The 15,477-nt window shown below is 63.5% G+C and carries 13 protein-coding genes; 10 read left to right on the top strand and 3 right to left on the bottom strand.

Translation table 11 applies throughout. From position 1 onward, the window contains the following. Window positions 1–60 precede the first annotated feature (60 nt). Window positions 61–786, bottom strand: a complete 726-nt coding sequence (gene secG, locus EO094_RS16440; RefSeq protein WP_128293974.1) for a preprotein translocase subunit SecG — start codon at window positions 784–786, stop codon at window positions 61–63. Window positions 787–853: 67 nt separating this feature from the next. After that, window positions 854–1,618 (bottom strand): triose-phosphate isomerase, encoded by a 765-nt coding sequence (gene tpiA, locus EO094_RS16435; RefSeq protein WP_128293973.1) that lies wholly within the window; start codon window positions 1,616–1,618, stop codon window positions 854–856. Between the two features lie 122 nt (window positions 1,619–1,740). On the opposite strand from tpiA, the gene EO094_RS16430 reads away from it, so the two are divergent. The 8 genes from EO094_RS16430 to lexA all read left to right on the top strand — a co-directional run bounded on the left by EO094_RS16430 (window position 1,741) and on the right by lexA (window position 10,219). Further along, window positions 1,741–3,636, top strand: coding sequence for a SurA N-terminal domain-containing protein (locus tag EO094_RS16430; protein WP_128293972.1), 1,896 nt, complete (start codon window positions 1,741–1,743; stop codon window positions 3,634–3,636). Between the two features lies 1 nt (window position 3,637). After that, window positions 3,638–5,146 (top strand): anthranilate synthase component I, encoded by a 1,509-nt coding sequence (trpE, locus tag EO094_RS16425; RefSeq protein ID WP_128293971.1) that lies wholly within the window; start codon window positions 3,638–3,640, stop codon window positions 5,144–5,146. 110 nt (window positions 5,147–5,256) lie between these two features. Then, on the top strand, window positions 5,257–5,877 hold the full coding sequence (locus tag EO094_RS16420) for an anthranilate synthase component II (RefSeq protein WP_128294316.1): 621 nt from the start codon (window positions 5,257–5,259) through the stop codon (window positions 5,875–5,877). Beyond that, complete coding sequence (gene trpD / locus EO094_RS16415) at window positions 5,874–6,914, top strand: anthranilate phosphoribosyltransferase (RefSeq protein WP_128293970.1); 1,041 nt, start codon at window positions 5,874–5,876, stop codon at window positions 6,912–6,914. Before EO094_RS16420 ends, trpD begins: the two co-directional genes overlap by 4 nt. After that, complete coding sequence (gene trpC, locus EO094_RS16410; RefSeq protein ID WP_128293969.1) at window positions 6,911–7,723, top strand: indole-3-glycerol phosphate synthase TrpC; 813 nt, start codon at window positions 6,911–6,913, stop codon at window positions 7,721–7,723. Before trpD ends, trpC begins: the two co-directional genes overlap by 4 nt. Beyond that, window positions 7,720–8,202: a cyclic pyranopterin monophosphate synthase MoaC gene (gene moaC, locus EO094_RS16405; protein WP_128293968.1), complete on the top strand. Its 483-nt coding sequence runs from the start codon at window positions 7,720–7,722 to the stop codon at window positions 8,200–8,202. The genes trpC and moaC overlap by 4 nt, the downstream gene beginning before the upstream one ends. After that, window positions 8,199–9,404 (top strand): molybdopterin molybdotransferase MoeA, encoded by a 1,206-nt coding sequence (locus tag EO094_RS16400; protein ID WP_128293967.1) that lies wholly within the window; start codon window positions 8,199–8,201, stop codon window positions 9,402–9,404. Before moaC ends, EO094_RS16400 begins: the two co-directional genes overlap by 4 nt. Before the next feature lie 101 nt (window positions 9,405–9,505). Next, the gene (lexA, locus tag EO094_RS16395) at window positions 9,506–10,219 is read left to right on the top strand and encodes a transcriptional repressor LexA (RefSeq protein ID WP_128293966.1); all 714 of its coding nucleotides are present in this window, start codon (window positions 9,506–9,508) and stop codon (window positions 10,217–10,219) included. Window positions 10,220–10,247: 28 nt separating this feature from the next. On the opposite strand, the gene EO094_RS16390 is transcribed toward lexA, so the two are convergent. Next, window positions 10,248–12,413, bottom strand: a complete 2,166-nt coding sequence (locus tag EO094_RS16390) for a ComEC/Rec2 family competence protein (RefSeq protein WP_164879700.1) — start codon at window positions 12,411–12,413, stop codon at window positions 10,248–10,250. 136 nt (window positions 12,414–12,549) lie between these two features. On the opposite strand from EO094_RS16390, the gene gltX reads away from it, so the two are divergent. Both gltX and gltA read left to right on the top strand, forming a co-directional pair. Next, complete coding sequence (gene gltX / locus EO094_RS16385; RefSeq protein ID WP_128293964.1) at window positions 12,550–13,974, top strand: glutamate--tRNA ligase; 1,425 nt, start codon at window positions 12,550–12,552, stop codon at window positions 13,972–13,974. A 201-nt stretch (window positions 13,975–14,175) separates the two neighbouring features. Next, on the top strand, window positions 14,176–15,471 hold the full coding sequence (gltA, locus tag EO094_RS16380; protein WP_128293963.1) for a citrate synthase: 1,296 nt from the start codon (window positions 14,176–14,178) through the stop codon (window positions 15,469–15,471). Window positions 15,472–15,477 lie beyond the last annotated feature (6 nt).

Raw genomic sequence — 15,477 nt, 5'->3', positions numbered from 1 at the left:
TGTGACGCAAAGGCACCACCGCCGCGGTGAACGCGGCAGGTGCCCAGGAAACAAACGACATTACTGGGCCGAGCCTCCGAGCGGCTGATCCGGATTCTCCGAACCAGCCGAATTGCCGGAGCCCGACTGGGCGTCTTCGCTCGCCGGAGTTTCCGCATTGGACGGCGCAGCCTCGTCCGAAGGCGATGCCTCGCTTGCCGGGCTACCCGTGTTGTCACCTGCCGACGATGCGTCGGACGAAGCATCCGAAGGCGCAGGAGATGTCTGTTCGGGAGCAGTCTGCTCGGGCGCCGTATCGGCAGGAGCCTCAGAGGGCGTTTCAGCCGGAGGCGTCTGCGGGCCGGACGTCGAAGGCGACGTTGGCTCCATCGGCTGCGGAGAGTTCGACAAGCTCTTCAGAGCGTCGAGGACGCCCGGTCCGTCCTGCGCTCCGCTCGGCGCGCTCGGCGGCGTCACGGGCTGATCGCCGGACGTGTCTGCAGGCGCCGCGGGCGCATTCGGCTCGGTGGTCGTCGCAGGCGCGACAGGTCGGTTCTGCAAGCGTTCGAAGATGTCGCTCGGCCCGCTATCGAGCCTCGCCAGGACCGTCAGCCCAATCGAAGTCGCGAAGAACGCCGCAGCCAGAATTGCCGTCGAGCGCGTCAGAAGATTGCCGGCGCTGCGGCCGCTCATCATGCCGCCGCCCCCGCCGATGCCGAGCGCACCGCCTTCCGAGCGCTGCAGGAGTACAAGGGCGATCATGGCCAAAACCACCATCAGGTGGATGACGATCACAACAGTAGTCATCAGATCAATTGCCGTTTTTGGAATTTGGTCGGCCTTCTACACGAGGCCGGTGTCGACTTAAAGGCGGTTAGGCCGCTTCTGCTGCCGCAGCCGCTTCAGCGATCGCCAGGAAGCTCTCAGCCTTGAGGCTCGCGCCGCCGACAAGACCGCCATCGACGTCGGCGATGGACATGATCGCCTTGGCGTTGTCCGGCTTCATCGAGCCGCCGTAAAGGATCGGGACGCGGTGACCCGCTTCGCCGTAGCGCTTCACAAGATGCGCGCGAATCTGGCCGTGCATGGCACCGATATCGGCCTCGGTCGGTACACGGCCGGTGCCGATCGCCCAGACCGGCTCATAGGCGACGATCAGGTCTTCGTTCTCCTGGGTGGGAAGAGCATCTGGCAGGGAGGCGGCGAGCTGTTCTTCCACCACGGCTTCGGCACGGCCCGCATCCCGCTCCGCTTCGACTTCGCCGACGCAGACGATCGGCGTCAGGGCAGCGCGCCATGCAGCATCGACCTTCGCGCGCACCTGTTCACTGGTCTCGCCATGATCCGTGCGGCGTTCCGAATGTCCGAGAATCACTGCGCGCGCACCCGCGTCATGCAGCATTTCGGCGGCGATATCCCCGGTATGCGCGCCTGAGGCTTTCGCATGGCAGTCCTGGCCCCCGAATTCCAGAGCCGTGCCAGCGCAATGCATGGCCATGCGTGCAATCAAAGTCGCGGGCGGGCAGACCATGGAAACGACTTTGCCGGTCCAGCCGCCGATGCCGTCTCCGATCGAACGGGCCTCATGAAGGCTCTCCGAAAGGCCGTTCATTTTCCAATTGCCGATCACCCATTTCATGATGCGTCGTCCCTGTGGGTTGAAGTGGCGGCGGCGCTGTGCTTGGCAGGGCACCGACCGATGCCTATGATGCGCGGGCCGGGCGCTCTTGCCCGGCGTTTTTGTTGGGCCGAGGGTGTTCCATGCTCGATCGAATGCGTCAAGCGACAAGCGGCTGGATGGCCAAGCTGCTCCTGGGGCTGCTGGTAGTCAGCTTTGGTATCTGGGGCGTGGCGAACCAGTTCAGCGGCTATGGCCGGGGCACGCTTGCCTCGGTCGGTGACGAAGAGGTGACGGCGGTCCAGTTCGACCGCGCGCTGCGCCAGCGCATGCAGCAATTCTCGCAGCAGATGAACCAAGTGATGACGATGGAGCAGGCCCGCAACATCGGCCTGCCTCAACAGGTTCTCTCGCAACTCGTCTCAGAAGCCGCCCTCGACGACCAGGCCTCACAATACAATCTCGGTGTCTCCGACGATAAGCTCGCTCAGGAGATAGCCTCCGATCCGACCTTCCAAGGGGTTGGTGGCCGCTTCGACCGGCAGCGCTTCCGGACCCTCCTCGCCAATGCGGGACTACGCGAAGAAGACTATATCGCCGATATGCGCGAGCGCATGGTGCGCCGGCAGATCGCCTCCGCCATAGCCGGTGACGTCAGCGCGCCGAAGCCGATGCTCGATGCCTTCTACCGCTATCAGAACGAGGCGCGGACGATCTCGTACGTGACCGTCGATACGAGCGCGATCGAAGCGGTGGGCGAGCCGGACGATGCAACCCTTCAGGCCTTCTTTGAGGACAATCAGTCGCAATTTCGGGCGCCGGAATACCGCTCCCTCGGCATCATCGCGCTCGAGCCTTCCGCCATCGCCGATCCTGCCTCCATTTCCGAGGAAGATGTCAGGAAAGAATACGACAGCCAGTCTCAACGCTTTTCGACGCCCGAGCGGCGGCGCGTTCTCCAGCTGCGGCTCAACGATCCTGAAGATGCCAAGAAGGCTGCCGACGAAATCTCCTCCGGCAAGACGCTTGAAGAGGTTGCAAGCGAGAGAAATCTGACAGCCGTTGACCTCGGCCTGAAATCAAAGGCCGAAATCGTCGACCAGAGCGTCGCCGACGCCGCCTTTACCGCCGAGGAAGGGGCAACGGTTCCGGTCCTGGACGCCCGCCTCGGACCGGCAATCATCAAGGTCGTGAATGTCGAAGCAGGCTCCACCCAACCGTTCTCTGCGGTCGAGCCGGAACTGCGAAAAGAGATGGCCGATCGCCAGAGCTCCAACGAGGTTCTTTCACTCTACGATCAGATCGAGGACGAACGCGCCGGTGGCGCAACGCTCCAGGAAGTCGCCCAGAAGCTCGACCTTCCCTACCAGAAGATCGACGCGGTCGCTGCGGACGGGACCGGGCCGGACGGAAACGAAGTCTCCGTGCCGGGCGGCCGGGATCTGATCGCCGACGCCTTTCAAAGCGATGTCGGGCTCGAGAACGATCCGATCCACGTCGGCACGAACACGTTCTATTTCTACGACGTGACCGAAACCACACCGGCTCGCGACCGCACCCTAGATGAGGTCAAGCCGGAGGTCGTCGCCGCATGGCAGGCCGATCAACGCGCCACCCGTATCCGCGACCGCGCCAATGCCCTGTTCGACCGTCTCAAGAGCGGGACACCGCTATCCGAGATCGCCTCCGAAATCGGCAATGACGTCGAAACGGCGGAAGGTGTGACGCGCACGGCCTCGCAGCAGCCCGACAGCCCCCTCAGCCCGAATGCCGTCGCGCAAGCCTTTGCCGGACCGCAGAATCACGTGGCCAACGCGGAAGGAAAAGATCCGCAGAACCGGATCCTCCTGCACGTCGACAGCGTCACCGTGCCCGCGTATTTCGAGGAAGCGGCAGGAGCCACGCAATTGCGGGACAGCCTCGGGGAAGCCATCGCCGGCGACCTCTTGCAGGCCTACAATGCCCATCTGATCAACGAGCGATCGATCTCCGTCAATCAGGCGATCTACGGGCAGATCGTTGGAGAAAGCCAGCAATAACATGCAAGTCGAGCCACCCTTCGGCGCCTTCGAGCAGCTTTACAGCGAGGGCAAAGCGCAACTGCTTTACACCCGCCTCGTTGCCGATCTCGAAACACCCGTCTCCGCCTTTCTGAAGCTCGCCGCCGGGCGCGCCAATTCCTTCCTCCTGGAATCGGTCGAAGGCGGTGCCGTGCGGGGGCGCTATTCGATGATCGGGCTTCAGCCTGATCTCATATTCAGGACGGAGGGAAGCCAGGCCGCAATCGCACACGCGCCCGATCTTGACGATTTTACCCCGCTCGACGAACCGCCGCTGCAGGCTCTGCGCACCCTCCTTGCCGAAAGCCGGGTCGATGTGCCGGAGGGTCTGCCTTCGATGGGCGCCGGCGTCTTCGGCTATCTGGGGTACGACATGGTGCGTCAGATGGAGCGTTTGCCAAACGTCCCGCCGGACAGCCTCAACCTGCCCGATGCCGTCTTGATGCGTCCGCAGGCCGTTGTCGTCTTCGATGCGGTCAAGGATGAGCTCACCGTCGTCACGCCCGTCAGGCCGACACCCGGCGTCCCGGCGCGGGCGGCGTATGAAACGGCCGTCAATCTCCTCACGGAAATCGTCGACGCGCTCGATCGACCGCTGGAGCGCGGCGTCGAAACGGCCGACGTGCCGCTCGCTTCGGACACCACCTCCAACACCACTCCGGAAGCCTACAAAGAGAAGGTTCGCCGCGCGAAGGAATATATCGCCGCCGGAGACATCTTTCAGGTGGTGCTGTCGCAGCGTTTCGAAACGCCCTTTCCGCTTCCCGCCTTCTCACTCTACCGCGCTCTGCGGCGGGTCAATCCGGCACCGTTTCTGTATTTTCTCGATTTCGGCGGCTTCTCCATCGTCGGCTCGAGCCCGGAGATCCTGGTGCGGGCGCGCGCCGGCAAGGTCACCATCCGGCCGATCGCAGGCACGCGGCCGCGCGGCGCCACTGCGGCGGAGGATAAGCGCCTCGGCGAAGAGCTTCTGGCAGACCCGAAAGAACTCGCGGAGCATCTCATGCTCCTCGATCTCGGGCGCAACGATGTGGGGCGGGTCGCCGAGATCGGTTCGGTGCACGTGACCGACAGATTTTTCCTCGAGCATTACAGCCAGGTGATGCACATCGTCTCCAACGTGGAAGGCGATCTGCGCAAGGATTGCGACGCGATCGATGCCCTCGCGGGCGGGTTTCCGGCCGGCACCGTTTCGGGAGCACCAAAGATTCGGGCGATGCAGATCATCGACGAGCTGGAGGAATCGAAGCGCGGTCCTTACGCCGGCTGCGTCGGCTATTTCACGGCCGACGGTGACATGGATACCTGCATCGTCTTGAGAACCGCGGTCGTCAAAGACGACACCATCTATGTTCAGGCAGGGGCCGGGATCGTCGCCGATTCCGATCCGGATTCAGAACAGGCGGAATGCGTCAACAAGGCAAAGGCGCTGTTTCGGGCGGCAGAAGAGGCGCGCCGCTTCGCCAACCAGGCCGGCCGCGGACAATAGCGCCTCTCCGGCATCTGAGCGGCCACTTGCATCCGTGCGGCGCGGCGTTTCTTGACCGCCGCGCCCTCCCCGCCTAATCCGTGCAGATGACAGACAAACGCGAGCCGCCCATGCTCATCGTCATCGACAATTACGATTCTTTCACCTGGAATCTCGTGCATTACCTTGGCGAACTCGGCGCCGAGACAAAGGTTCTGCGCAATGACGAATGGTCCACGGAAGATGTGCTCGCGGCAAAGCCCGAAGGCATCATTCTGTCTCCCGGCCCGTGCACCCCGAACGAAGCCGGCATTTCGCTGGACTTGATCAAGAAGGCGAACGGCCACATGCCGATCTTCGGCGTGTGCCTCGGCCATCAGGCGATTGGTCAGGCCTATGGCGGCGAAGTGGTGCGCGCACCGTCTCTCATGCATGGCAAGCTGTCCCTCATCGAACATGAGGGCGCGGGCGTCTTTCACGGCATCAACGGACCGTTCCAGGCGACCCGCTATCACTCTCTCACTATCTTGCCGGAGAGCATGCCGGAGAGCCTCGAGGTGACGGCGCATACAGCCGATGGCGTGATCATGGGCGTGCAGCACCGGTCTCATCCGGTCTACGGGGTGCAGTTTCACCCCGAGAGCATCGCCTCCGAACACGGTCATCGCATCCTGGACAATTTCCTGAAGCTCGCCGCAAGCTTCCGTCAGACGACGGGCGCGGCAGACGCCAGCCCCAAGGTGCTCTCATGAGCGATCTCAAGCCACTGATTGCCAAGCTGGCCAATCGTGAAAGCCTGAGCGAAGCCGAAGCGCAGCAGGCCTTCGACGTGATGATGTCGGGCGAAGCGACGCCGACACAGATCGGTGCCGTCTTGATGGGCCTCAGAGTGCGCGGTGAAACGATCGAGGAGATCGCCGGCGCCGTCACATCGATGCGCTCTCGCATGACGCCGGTCGAGGCTCCCGAAGGCGCCATCGATATCGTCGGCACGGGCGGCGATGCCTCCGGCACGTACAACATCTCGACAGGTGCAGCGCTCGTCGTTGCAGGTGTCGGCGTTCCTGTCGCCAAGCACGGCAACCGCGCCCTTTCCTCACGCTCGGGCGCCGCCGACTGCCTAACGGCACTCGGCGTCAATGTCGATCTCAAGCCCGAAGGGATCGCACGCTGTATCCGCGAGGCCGGCATCGGCTTCATGTTCGCGCCAAACCATCATGCCGCCATGCGCCACGTCGGTCCTTCTCGTGTCGAAATCGGCACGCGAACGATCTTCAACATCCTCGGACCCCTTGCAAATCCGGCCAAGGTGAAGCGCTACATGCTCGGGGTTTACTCCAAGGAATGGGTCGAACCCATTGCCAACGCGCTAAAAAATCTCGGCGCGGAAACGGCATGGGTGGTGCACGGCACCTATGGCGATGCCGGCGGCATCGACGAGGTGTCGACCACCGGACGCACCTATGTCGCGGAGCTCAAGGAAGGGCATGTTCGCACCTTCGAGGTCCATCCGCAGGATTTCGATGTCAAAGAAGCGCTGCCGGAGGATCTGAAAGGCGGCACGGCAGAGGAAAACGCGGCCGCCCTGCGCGATCTTCTCGACGGTGAGCTCGGTCCTTACCGCGATGTGGTCGTCGCCAATGCGGCGGCCGCTTTGATCGTCGCTGGCAAGTCCGAGCTCGTCGAGGAAGCCGCCGACATGGCCGAGGAATCGATCGATTCCGGCAAGGCAAAAGCTGCGCTCGAAGCGCTCCTGCGTGTCTCCAACGAAGCGGCGCCAGCCTCGTGAACGACATCCTCAAGAAAATCGAAGCCTACAAGCGGCAAGAGATCGAAGCCGCGGAGGCTGCCATCCCGCTTCAGGAGCTCAAAGCCCGCTTCGCCGATCAGGAAGCGCCACGCGGTTTTCTGGCCGCTCTGCGTCGCAAGGCAGAGGCGGACCAGCCCGGCCTTATCGCCGAGATAAAAAAAGCGAGTCCCTCGAAGGGATTGATCAGGCCGGATTTCAATCCGCCTGAACTTGCACAAGCCTATCAGGACGGCGGCGCCGCCTGTCTTTCCGTTCTGACCGATGCCCCGTCCTTCCAGGGGGCGCCAGAATTCCTGACCTCGGCACGCGCGGCCGTCTCCCTGCCGGCGTTGCGCAAGGACTTCATGTTCACGCCCTATCAGGTGGCTGAGGCACGCGCCTGGGGGGCCGACTGCATCTTGATCATCATGGCTGCGGTCTCCGACGATGAAGCAAAAGCCCTCGAAGACAGTGTCTTCGAATACGGCATGGATGTGCTTATCGAAGTCCATAACGAGCCGGAGCTCGAGCGCGCGCTCACCCTGGCTTCGCCAATGATCGGGATCAACAACCGGGATCTGCGCAGTTTTCACACCGACCTGGCGACCTCCGAACGGCTTGCGAAACTGATTCCGGAAGATCGGCTAATCGTCGGAGAAAGCGGTATTTTTTCGCCTGCGGATATCGCTCGCCTGAAAGCCTGCCGCATCCACGCCTTCCTCGTCGGCGAAAGCTTGATGCGCTCCGACGACGTGGCCGAGGCAACCCGCCGGCTCCTCGCCTCGCCGGCTTCGCAGGCCGCCGAATGAAAGATCACCTCACCCATCTTTCCGACGATGGGCGCGCGGAAATGGTCGATGTCGGAGACAAGGCGGTGACGACGCGCATCGCCGTCGCGAGCGGAAGCGTTCGCATGGCGCCGGAGACATTGCGCCTCATTCGCGAGGGCGACATGAAGAAGGGCGACGTCATCGCGACGGCGCGTATTGCCGGCGTGATGGCGGCCAAGCGCACTTCCGATCTCATCCCGCTCTGTCACCCTCTGGCTTTGTCGAAGATCGCCGTCGATATTCTGCCCGAGGAGGAGCTTCCCGGGCTTCTGGTGCGTGCGATGGCACGCGTGGATGCCAGGACGGGGGTTGAAATGGAAGCGCTCACAGCGGTTTCCGTCGCCTGTCTCACCATCTACGACATGGCGAAGGCCGTCGATCGAGCCATGACGATTGGCGACATTCGCCTGGAGGAGAAGAGCGGCGGCGCTTCCGGCGATTGGCGTTCCGACCGATGAGCCTGATTTCCGTCGCGGATGCCGTTGCCCGCATGCTCAAAGGCGTCACGCGTCTCGGGGAAGAGAGTGTCCCCCTGACGGAAGCACGCGGCCGGGTGCTTGCGCGCGATCTTGCAGCGAGACGTAACCAACCGCCGTTCCGTGCGTCTGCGATGGATGGCTATGCCGTACGCGCTGAGGATACGCCCTCAGGCGCATGGCTGCGCCAGATCGGCGAAGCACGCGCGGGCTCCCATTTTGCCGGAACTCTCGGCATGGGGGAGACGGTTCGCATCTTCACCGGAGCGCCTGTCCCCGACGGGGCCGATGCCATCCTCATTCAGGAAAACGCCGGCGCCGACGGCGACCGCATCGAGGTTCTGGAGCCGGTGGCGGCAGGCCGGCACATACGCGCCGCGGCCTTCGACTTCCGGGAGGGCGAGACGCTTCTTCATGCCGGACGCCGGATCGGAACCCGCGAAACGGCGCTTGCCGCAGCGATGAACCATGCAATCGTTCCGGTACGCCAGAGGCCAATCGTGGCCATCCTTTCGACCGGCGATGAACTCGTCGAACCCGGAGAAGAGCCGGGCCCAGATCAGATCGTCTCTTCGAACGGCGTGGCGATTGCCTCGATGGTTTCCGCCTGTGGCGGTCTCGCACGGGATCTTGGTGTCGCCGTCGACGACAAACAGGCGATTGCCGATGCTGCAGCAGGCGCGGCGGACGCCGATATCCTTGTGGTGATCGGCGGCGCCTCGGTCGGTGACCACGATCTCGTCCAACCGGCGCTCTCCGAACAAGGTCTCAAGGTCGATTTCTGGCGCGTCGCCATGCGGCCGGGCAAACCGGTCATGTTTGGTACGCTCGGGCGCACCCGGGTGCTCGGCCTGCCCGGAAACCCCGTCTCCGCCCTCATTTGCGCACTCGTCTTTCTGAAGCCTCTTATCGGGGCGATGCAGGGCGCCGAAGGCGGCGAGCCAACGCGCCTGTTGCCGCTCGCAGCAGCGTTGCCTGAGGTCGGCAACCGCCAGCAATATCTACGGGCGCGCTTCGTTGAGTGGCAGGGGCGGACAGCCGTCACGGTCGCTGACGAGCAGGATTCGTCTCTTCTTGCGACGCTTGCCCGTTCGGACGCCCTCATCATTCGCCCTCCCTTTGCTCCGGCGGCCCGGGCGGGCGATGTGGTTGCCGTCATCGATCTCGCGCAAGCCCTCTCGTAACCTCCCGCAGGGCCCCCAAGACTTGTGGAACACGCCATGAACAGGTAGTGTGCGTTCGTGATTTGTACACGAGACGCGACTCGCATCGCGAGGGGACGGCAATGCTGACAAAGAAGCAGCTCGAGCTTCTGCTCTTCATCAACGAAAGACTGAAGGAATCGGGCGTCCCGCCCTCGTTCGACGAGATGAAGGACGCGCTCGATCTGAAGTCGAAATCCGGAATTCATCGCCTCATCACCGCCCTGGAAGAGCGTGGCTTCATCAAGCGGCTGCCGAATCGGGCACGCGCGCTTGAAGTTCTGCGCCTCCCCGATGCGGTCAATCCGAGTTTCGGGCGACCGCAGCAGCGTGGCTTCACGCCGAGCGTGATCGAAGGCCGGCTCGGCAAGGCGCCCCAACCCGCTGAAGAAGAAGCCATCGAAGAGAGTGAGCGAGGCGCGAGCGTCCCGGTCATGGGGCGGATTGCGGCCGGCGTTCCGATCTCCGCCATTCAGAATCAGAGCCATTCCATCGTCGTGCCGCCGGACCTCCTTTCGAAGGGCGAGCATTTCGCGCTCGAGGTGCGCGGCGATTCCATGATCGAGGCCGGCATTCTCGACGGGGACACCGTAGTCATCCGTCGTCAGGACAGTGCCGACAGCGGAGATGTGGTGGTGGCGCTGATCGACGACGAAGAGGCGACCTTGAAGCGGCTGCGCCGCAAAGGCGCATCGATCGCGCTTGAGGCTGCCAACCCCGCCTACGAGACCCGCATCTTCGGTCCGGACAGGGTCCGCATCCAGGGTCGCCTCGTAGGGCTTTTGCGCCGCTACTGAGCGCTTCTCAGCCTTTCTGGCCTCGACGTCATCTGAGGGCCGGCGACCCCTGCCACGGTCGCCGGATGGATGGGCGCGATGTGCGAAGGTCAAGGTGCGGAGCCACACCGTCCGGGGGGTTGATTTCCATAAAGAGAGCGTGCGCTCCATGGGTGGCGAGCGCGGTGCGGTCGATGACGATGCGTGCCGCGCAATCTCTTGGCGCGCGCAGCTGCGTGACGATAATCTCGACGCGACGACAATCTTCCGAAAAGGCCACCGGATCGGTGACGCGCGAGAGGGTCAGTCCTTCGGGCATCTTCAGAACGCAGGCTTCGGCGTCGCAACGAAAGCCTGAAGTTCCCGCGGCTTCCGCCTCCGGCTCGCCCTCCCGCCAGACATCGTCAAGGAAGGAGCCTTGCCGTGCACCGACGATTTGGAGGTGTCCGGCGACGTCACGGGCAGCAACCGCCCTCCCCGCCTCATCCACCAGAAGGTCGGGCCTGGCGCCGAGAAGCCATGCAAGCAGCGCCCCCAGCAAGAGTGGTGCGACGCCGTAGAGGCGCAGCTGCGAGCGCCAGAGGCTGAGCCACAGAAGCCCGCCGCACATCAGAATGAGCGCGATCGCGGGAAACGGCGGGACGATAACGGTGGCGCCCGACAATGACGCTACGAAATGCGCCGAAGCGAGGACGAGATCGATGCCCCAGGCCATGACGGTCAACGGCACGGTTTCCAGACCGAACGGCATCGCAATCAGGCTGATGAGCCCCGCCGGCATCACGATGAGCGAGACGAGCGGCATCGCAATGAGATTGCCGAGGAGCGAGTAGGACGCGAGCCGTCCGAAATGGAAAGCCGCGAACGGCGATGTGGCGAGACCGGCGACGAGCGTGGTCAAGCCGACGGCACCGATCGCCACGGCAGGCCTGCGGAGAAGCCGCCAGAGCCCGCGGGCAGGTTCAGCAAGATCCTGGCGCGGACGGTCGCGCCAGGCTTCCCAGGCTGCCACCAAGGCGGCGACGGCCAGAAAGGACATCTGGAACCCCGGTTCGAGCACACTCTCGGGCTGGAGCGCGACGACCACGAAAGCTGCAATCGCGAGGTTGCGTAGCGAGAGAGCGGGACGATCCAGAAAAACGGCCGTAAGCATGACCGCAAGCATCACGAAGGCGCGGATCGTCGCCACGTTTCCGCCGGAGATCGACAAATAGAAGGCGCCGACTGCGAGCGCGACGGCCGCTGCAATTTTTCGGATCGGGAGAACGAGCGCCACATGTTCCGACAACGCCAGCACCGCACGCACGAGCCAGAAGGCCGTGCCGGCGATCAGCATCATATGCAGGCCCGAAATTGCTAGAATATGCGCAAGCCCCGCGATCCGCAGAGCGTCGACGTCCGCATCCGCGATCTGGCCACGATCGCCGACGAGAAGTGCTGCCGCGATTGCGGCGGGCGGGCCTGCCACCGCGTCGGTGATCCGCTCTGCGATCGCTCGGCGGATGGCCGCAATCGCCAGGAACACATGGACGCCGCTCGGTGGTTCGACGACCGTCAGAATGCCGAAGACAAAACCCGACGCGCCGATCCCATCGAAAAACGCCGCCCGAGCAGGATCGTAGCCCCCAGGGATCGCCGGGCCCGGCAGCGGTGCCAGCCGCGCCGCCCCCTTCACCCTTGCGCCAATCGGCGGCAGATCGGTGCGCAAGGTGAGCCGGACCCTGTGCGGCGTCTCTTCGGCCGAAAGACGCTCAATGCGCACATGGTCGAGGACGACCCGCGGCGTTCGTTCAGCGCGGGTTTCGACAGCCACCACCCGGCCGGTCACTTCAGTGCTCAGCGGATGTTGGAGCACCGGCGCGCGAAGGCTTTCAACGCGAAGCTTGCCTGCGGACATCCCGGCCAGAAAACAGGCGAGGAACACCAACGGATAGGCGCCACCACCGCGCCACCACGCGAGGCATGCGGCACCCGCCGTAGTCAAGGTTGCGGGCAGAAGCGCGGAAAGCAAAGGCTCGCGCGGCAAAATGAAATAGGTGGCCGCGCCACAAGAAAAGCCGACTGCCAGAAAGAGAAAGCCGCGCCGCTCCTCGAAATCGCGAGCAGCTTGCGCTCTGAGATGCGCGGTGTGAGACGCCACGCCGTAGCGGAAGCGCCTGAGCCGGCCAGGCGGCACGAAGCGTTCGATACGGCGATCGTCCTGCGAAGGCCGCACCCCATCCGCCGCGCTTGACTGTCCGCCGCTCGGTTCCATGCTTGCAAGCACCCGGCGCTGTGGCTAGACCGAGGCCATCTTACACGCGGGCCGGGCATCCACCAATCGCCCCGCCCTTTTGCCAGCCAAAACCACCATGTCATCTCATCCGATTACCCGCTTTGCTCCCTCGCCAACCGGCTTTTTGCACATTGGCGGCGCACGCACGGCGCTCTTCAACTGGCTCTATGCGCGGGGCCGCGGCGGTAAAATGCTGCTCAGGATCGAGGACACCGATCGCCAGCGCTCGACCGATGCTGCCATTGCGGCCATCCTGGACGGGCTCTCTTGGCTCGGCCTCGATTGGGACGGTGAACCGATCTCACAATTCGCCCGCATGGACCGCCATGCCGAGGTGGCCTGGCAGCTCGTTGAGAGCGGCCACGCCTATCGCTGCTATGCCTCCCAGGAAGAGCTGGCGGAGATGCGCGAGACGGCACGCGCCGAGGGTCGCCCGCCCCGTTATGACGGGCGCTGGCGCGACCGCGATCCGTCCGAAGCGCCGGAAGGCATCAAGCCGGTCATCCGCATCAAGGCTCCGCAGGACGGAGAAACGGTCATCGAAGATCACGTTCAGGGCCGCGTCACGTTCCCGAACCGCGACCTCGACGATTTCATCATCCTGCGCTCGGACGGAACGCCCACCTACATGCTGGCCGTCGTCGTCGACGATCACGATATGGGTGTCACGCACGTCATTCGCGGCGACGACCATCTCACCAATGCCGCCAGACAGGGCATCATCTACGAAGCGCTCGGATGGCAGGTGCCGCAATGGGCGCATATCCCGCTCATTCACGGTCCGGACGGCGCCAAACTCTCCAAACGTCATGGGGCGCTCGGCGTCGAAGCGTATCGGGCGATGGGCTACCTGCCCGAGGCGCTCCGCAACTATCTCGCACGCCTCGGCTGGGGCCATGGCGACGAGGAGATCTTCTCCTCCGAGCAGGCGACGGAATGGTTCGATCTCGACGCGATCGGCAAGGGCGCGGCGCGCTTCGACTTCGTCAAACTGCAAAATCTGAACGGCCATTATATCCGCCAGGCGGACGACGAGCGGCTCGTTGCCGACATGCTCAAGATCCTCCCCGAGATGGAGACGCCGCCGGCATTTCCCGCAGAGTTGAGTGCGGCGCAGCGTTCGCAGCTCATGCAACTCATGCCGGGTCTCAAAGAGCGTGCGAAGACGCTGGTCGAACTGGCCAACAACGCGGCCTTCCTGTTTGCGGCGCGGCCATTGACGCTCGACACCAAGGCAGCAGGCCTTCTCGACGACGATGCTCGCCGTCGCCTCGGTCTTCTGCGCGATGCCCTCAGCCATTGCGCATGGGAAACCGACCCCCTCGAAGAAGCGGTGCGTAATCTCGCAGAATCTGAGGGCGTCAAGCTCGGCAAGCTCGCACAGCCGCTGCGCGCTGCACTGACAGGTTCGACGTCCTCGCCAGGGATCTTCGACGTGATGCTCGCCCTTGGACGCGACGAGACGCTCGCCCGCATCGGCGATCAGGCGAGCGCTGCGTAAGCTTCATGGTGGGGCGCTGCCACCTCAGGCAACGCCCTGCCCTTCACGTAAGCTCAGCGCCTGCTCTCATCTTGCGGTGCAGCGCAAAAGCCGATAGCACTCGGACAGCTAAACATCCACGACGCGGACTCTTCCGGGGGGAGGCGCAGCCCAAGTTGCGCATGCTGGAGTCTTGTGTCGATCCACAAAGGGGTGAAGTGTATGAGCGACTCCAAGGCGACCTTGAGCATCGGTAACGAGAACTGGGACTTCCCGGTTCGCGAGGGAGTAATCGGGCCATCGGTCGTCGACATCTCATCGTTGTATCGAGAAACAGGGCGGTTCACCTACGATCCTGGTTTTACCTCAACGGCCGCCTGCGAATCTGAAATCACCTACATCGACGGTGACGAAGGTACCCTTCTTTACCGCGGCTACCCGATCGAGCAGCTTGCCGAGCACGGCGATTTTCTCGAAACCTGCTACCTGCTTCTCTACGGTGAATTGCCGACGAAGGAGCAGAAAGCAGACTTCGACTACCGCGTCACGCACCACACGATGGTGCACGAGCAGATGTCCCGCTCTTTCCAGGGCTTCCGGCGCGACGCGCATCCGATGGCGATCATGGTGGCCATGGTCGGTGCCATGTCGGCCTTCTATCACGACTCCACCGATATCGCCGATCCGTATCAGCGCATGGTCGCATCGCTGCGAATGATCGCCAAGGTGCCGACCATCGCGGCGATGGCCTACAAATATCATATCGGCCAGCCGTTCGTTTATCCGAAGAATGACCTCGATTACGCGTCGAACTTCCTCCGGATGTGCTTCGCGGTTCCCTGCCAGGAATACGAGGTCGACCCGATCCTGTCGCGCGCCATGGACCGGATCTTCATCCTCCACGCCGATCACGAGCAGAACGCGTCCACCTCGACGGTACGCCTTGCCGGCTCCTCGGGCGCCAATCCGTTCGCCTGCATCGCTGCGGGCATTGCCTGCCTTTGGGGCCCGGCGCATGGCGGCGCCAATGAGGCCGCCCTCAACATGCTGCAGGAGATCGGCACGCCGGAGCGGATTCCGGAGTTCGTGGGTCGTGCGAAGGACAAGAACGACCCGTTCCGGCTCATGGGTTTCGGGCACCGGGTTTACAAAAACTACGACCCGCGCGCGCGCATCATGCAGCGCACCTGCCACGAGGTTCTCGAAGAAATCGGCGTCAAGGACGATCCGCTTCTGAATGTGGCCATGGAGCTCGAACGCGTCGCGCTGACCGACGAGTATTTCCTGGAAAAGAAGCTTTACCCGAACATCGACTTCTATTCGGGCATTACGCTGAAGGCCCTCGGCTTCCCGACGACGATGTTCACGGTTCTCTTTGCCGTCGCTCGCACCGTCGGCTGGATTGCCCAGTGGAAGGAAATGATCGAGGATCCGAGCCAGCGCATCGGCCGTCCGCGTCAGCTCTACACGGGCTCGCCCAAGCGCGATTACGTCAATCTGTCCGATCGGAAAGCCTGAGGCCTC

This window comes from Afifella aestuarii (genome assembly GCF_004023665.1).
Taxonomy (GTDB): Bacteria; Pseudomonadota; Alphaproteobacteria; order Rhizobiales; family Afifellaceae; genus Afifella; species Afifella aestuarii.
The sequence above is the reverse complement of the archived record's forward strand: the minus strand, read 5'-3'. Positions and strand labels throughout refer to the sequence as shown.

Coding starts and splice junctions, on each gene's coding strand:
- trpD (WP_128293970.1), top strand. CDS start 5,874: ATGAGCGATCTCAAGCCACTGATTGCCAAGCTGGCCAATCGTGAAAGC.
- lexA (WP_128293966.1), top strand. CDS start 9,506: ATGCTGACAAAGAAGCAGCTCGAGCTTCTGCTCTTCATCAACGAAAGA.
- EO094_RS16420 (WP_128294316.1), top strand. CDS start 5,257: ATGCTCATCGTCATCGACAATTACGATTCTTTCACCTGGAATCTCGTG.
- moaC (WP_128293968.1), top strand. CDS start 7,720: ATGAAAGATCACCTCACCCATCTTTCCGACGATGGGCGCGCGGAAATG.
- EO094_RS16400 (WP_128293967.1), top strand. CDS start 8,199: ATGAGCCTGATTTCCGTCGCGGATGCCGTTGCCCGCATGCTCAAAGGC.
- tpiA (WP_128293973.1), bottom strand. CDS start 1,618: ATGAAATGGGTGATCGGCAATTGGAAAATGAACGGCCTTTCGGAGAGC.
- trpE (WP_128293971.1), top strand. CDS start 3,638: ATGCAAGTCGAGCCACCCTTCGGCGCCTTCGAGCAGCTTTACAGCGAG.
- gltX (WP_128293964.1), top strand. CDS start 12,550: ATGTCATCTCATCCGATTACCCGCTTTGCTCCCTCGCCAACCGGCTTT.
- secG (WP_128293974.1), bottom strand. CDS start 786: ATGACTACTGTTGTGATCGTCATCCACCTGATGGTGGTTTTGGCCATG.
- gltA (WP_128293963.1), top strand. CDS start 14,176: ATGAGCGACTCCAAGGCGACCTTGAGCATCGGTAACGAGAACTGGGAC.
- EO094_RS16430 (WP_128293972.1), top strand. CDS start 1,741: ATGCTCGATCGAATGCGTCAAGCGACAAGCGGCTGGATGGCCAAGCTG.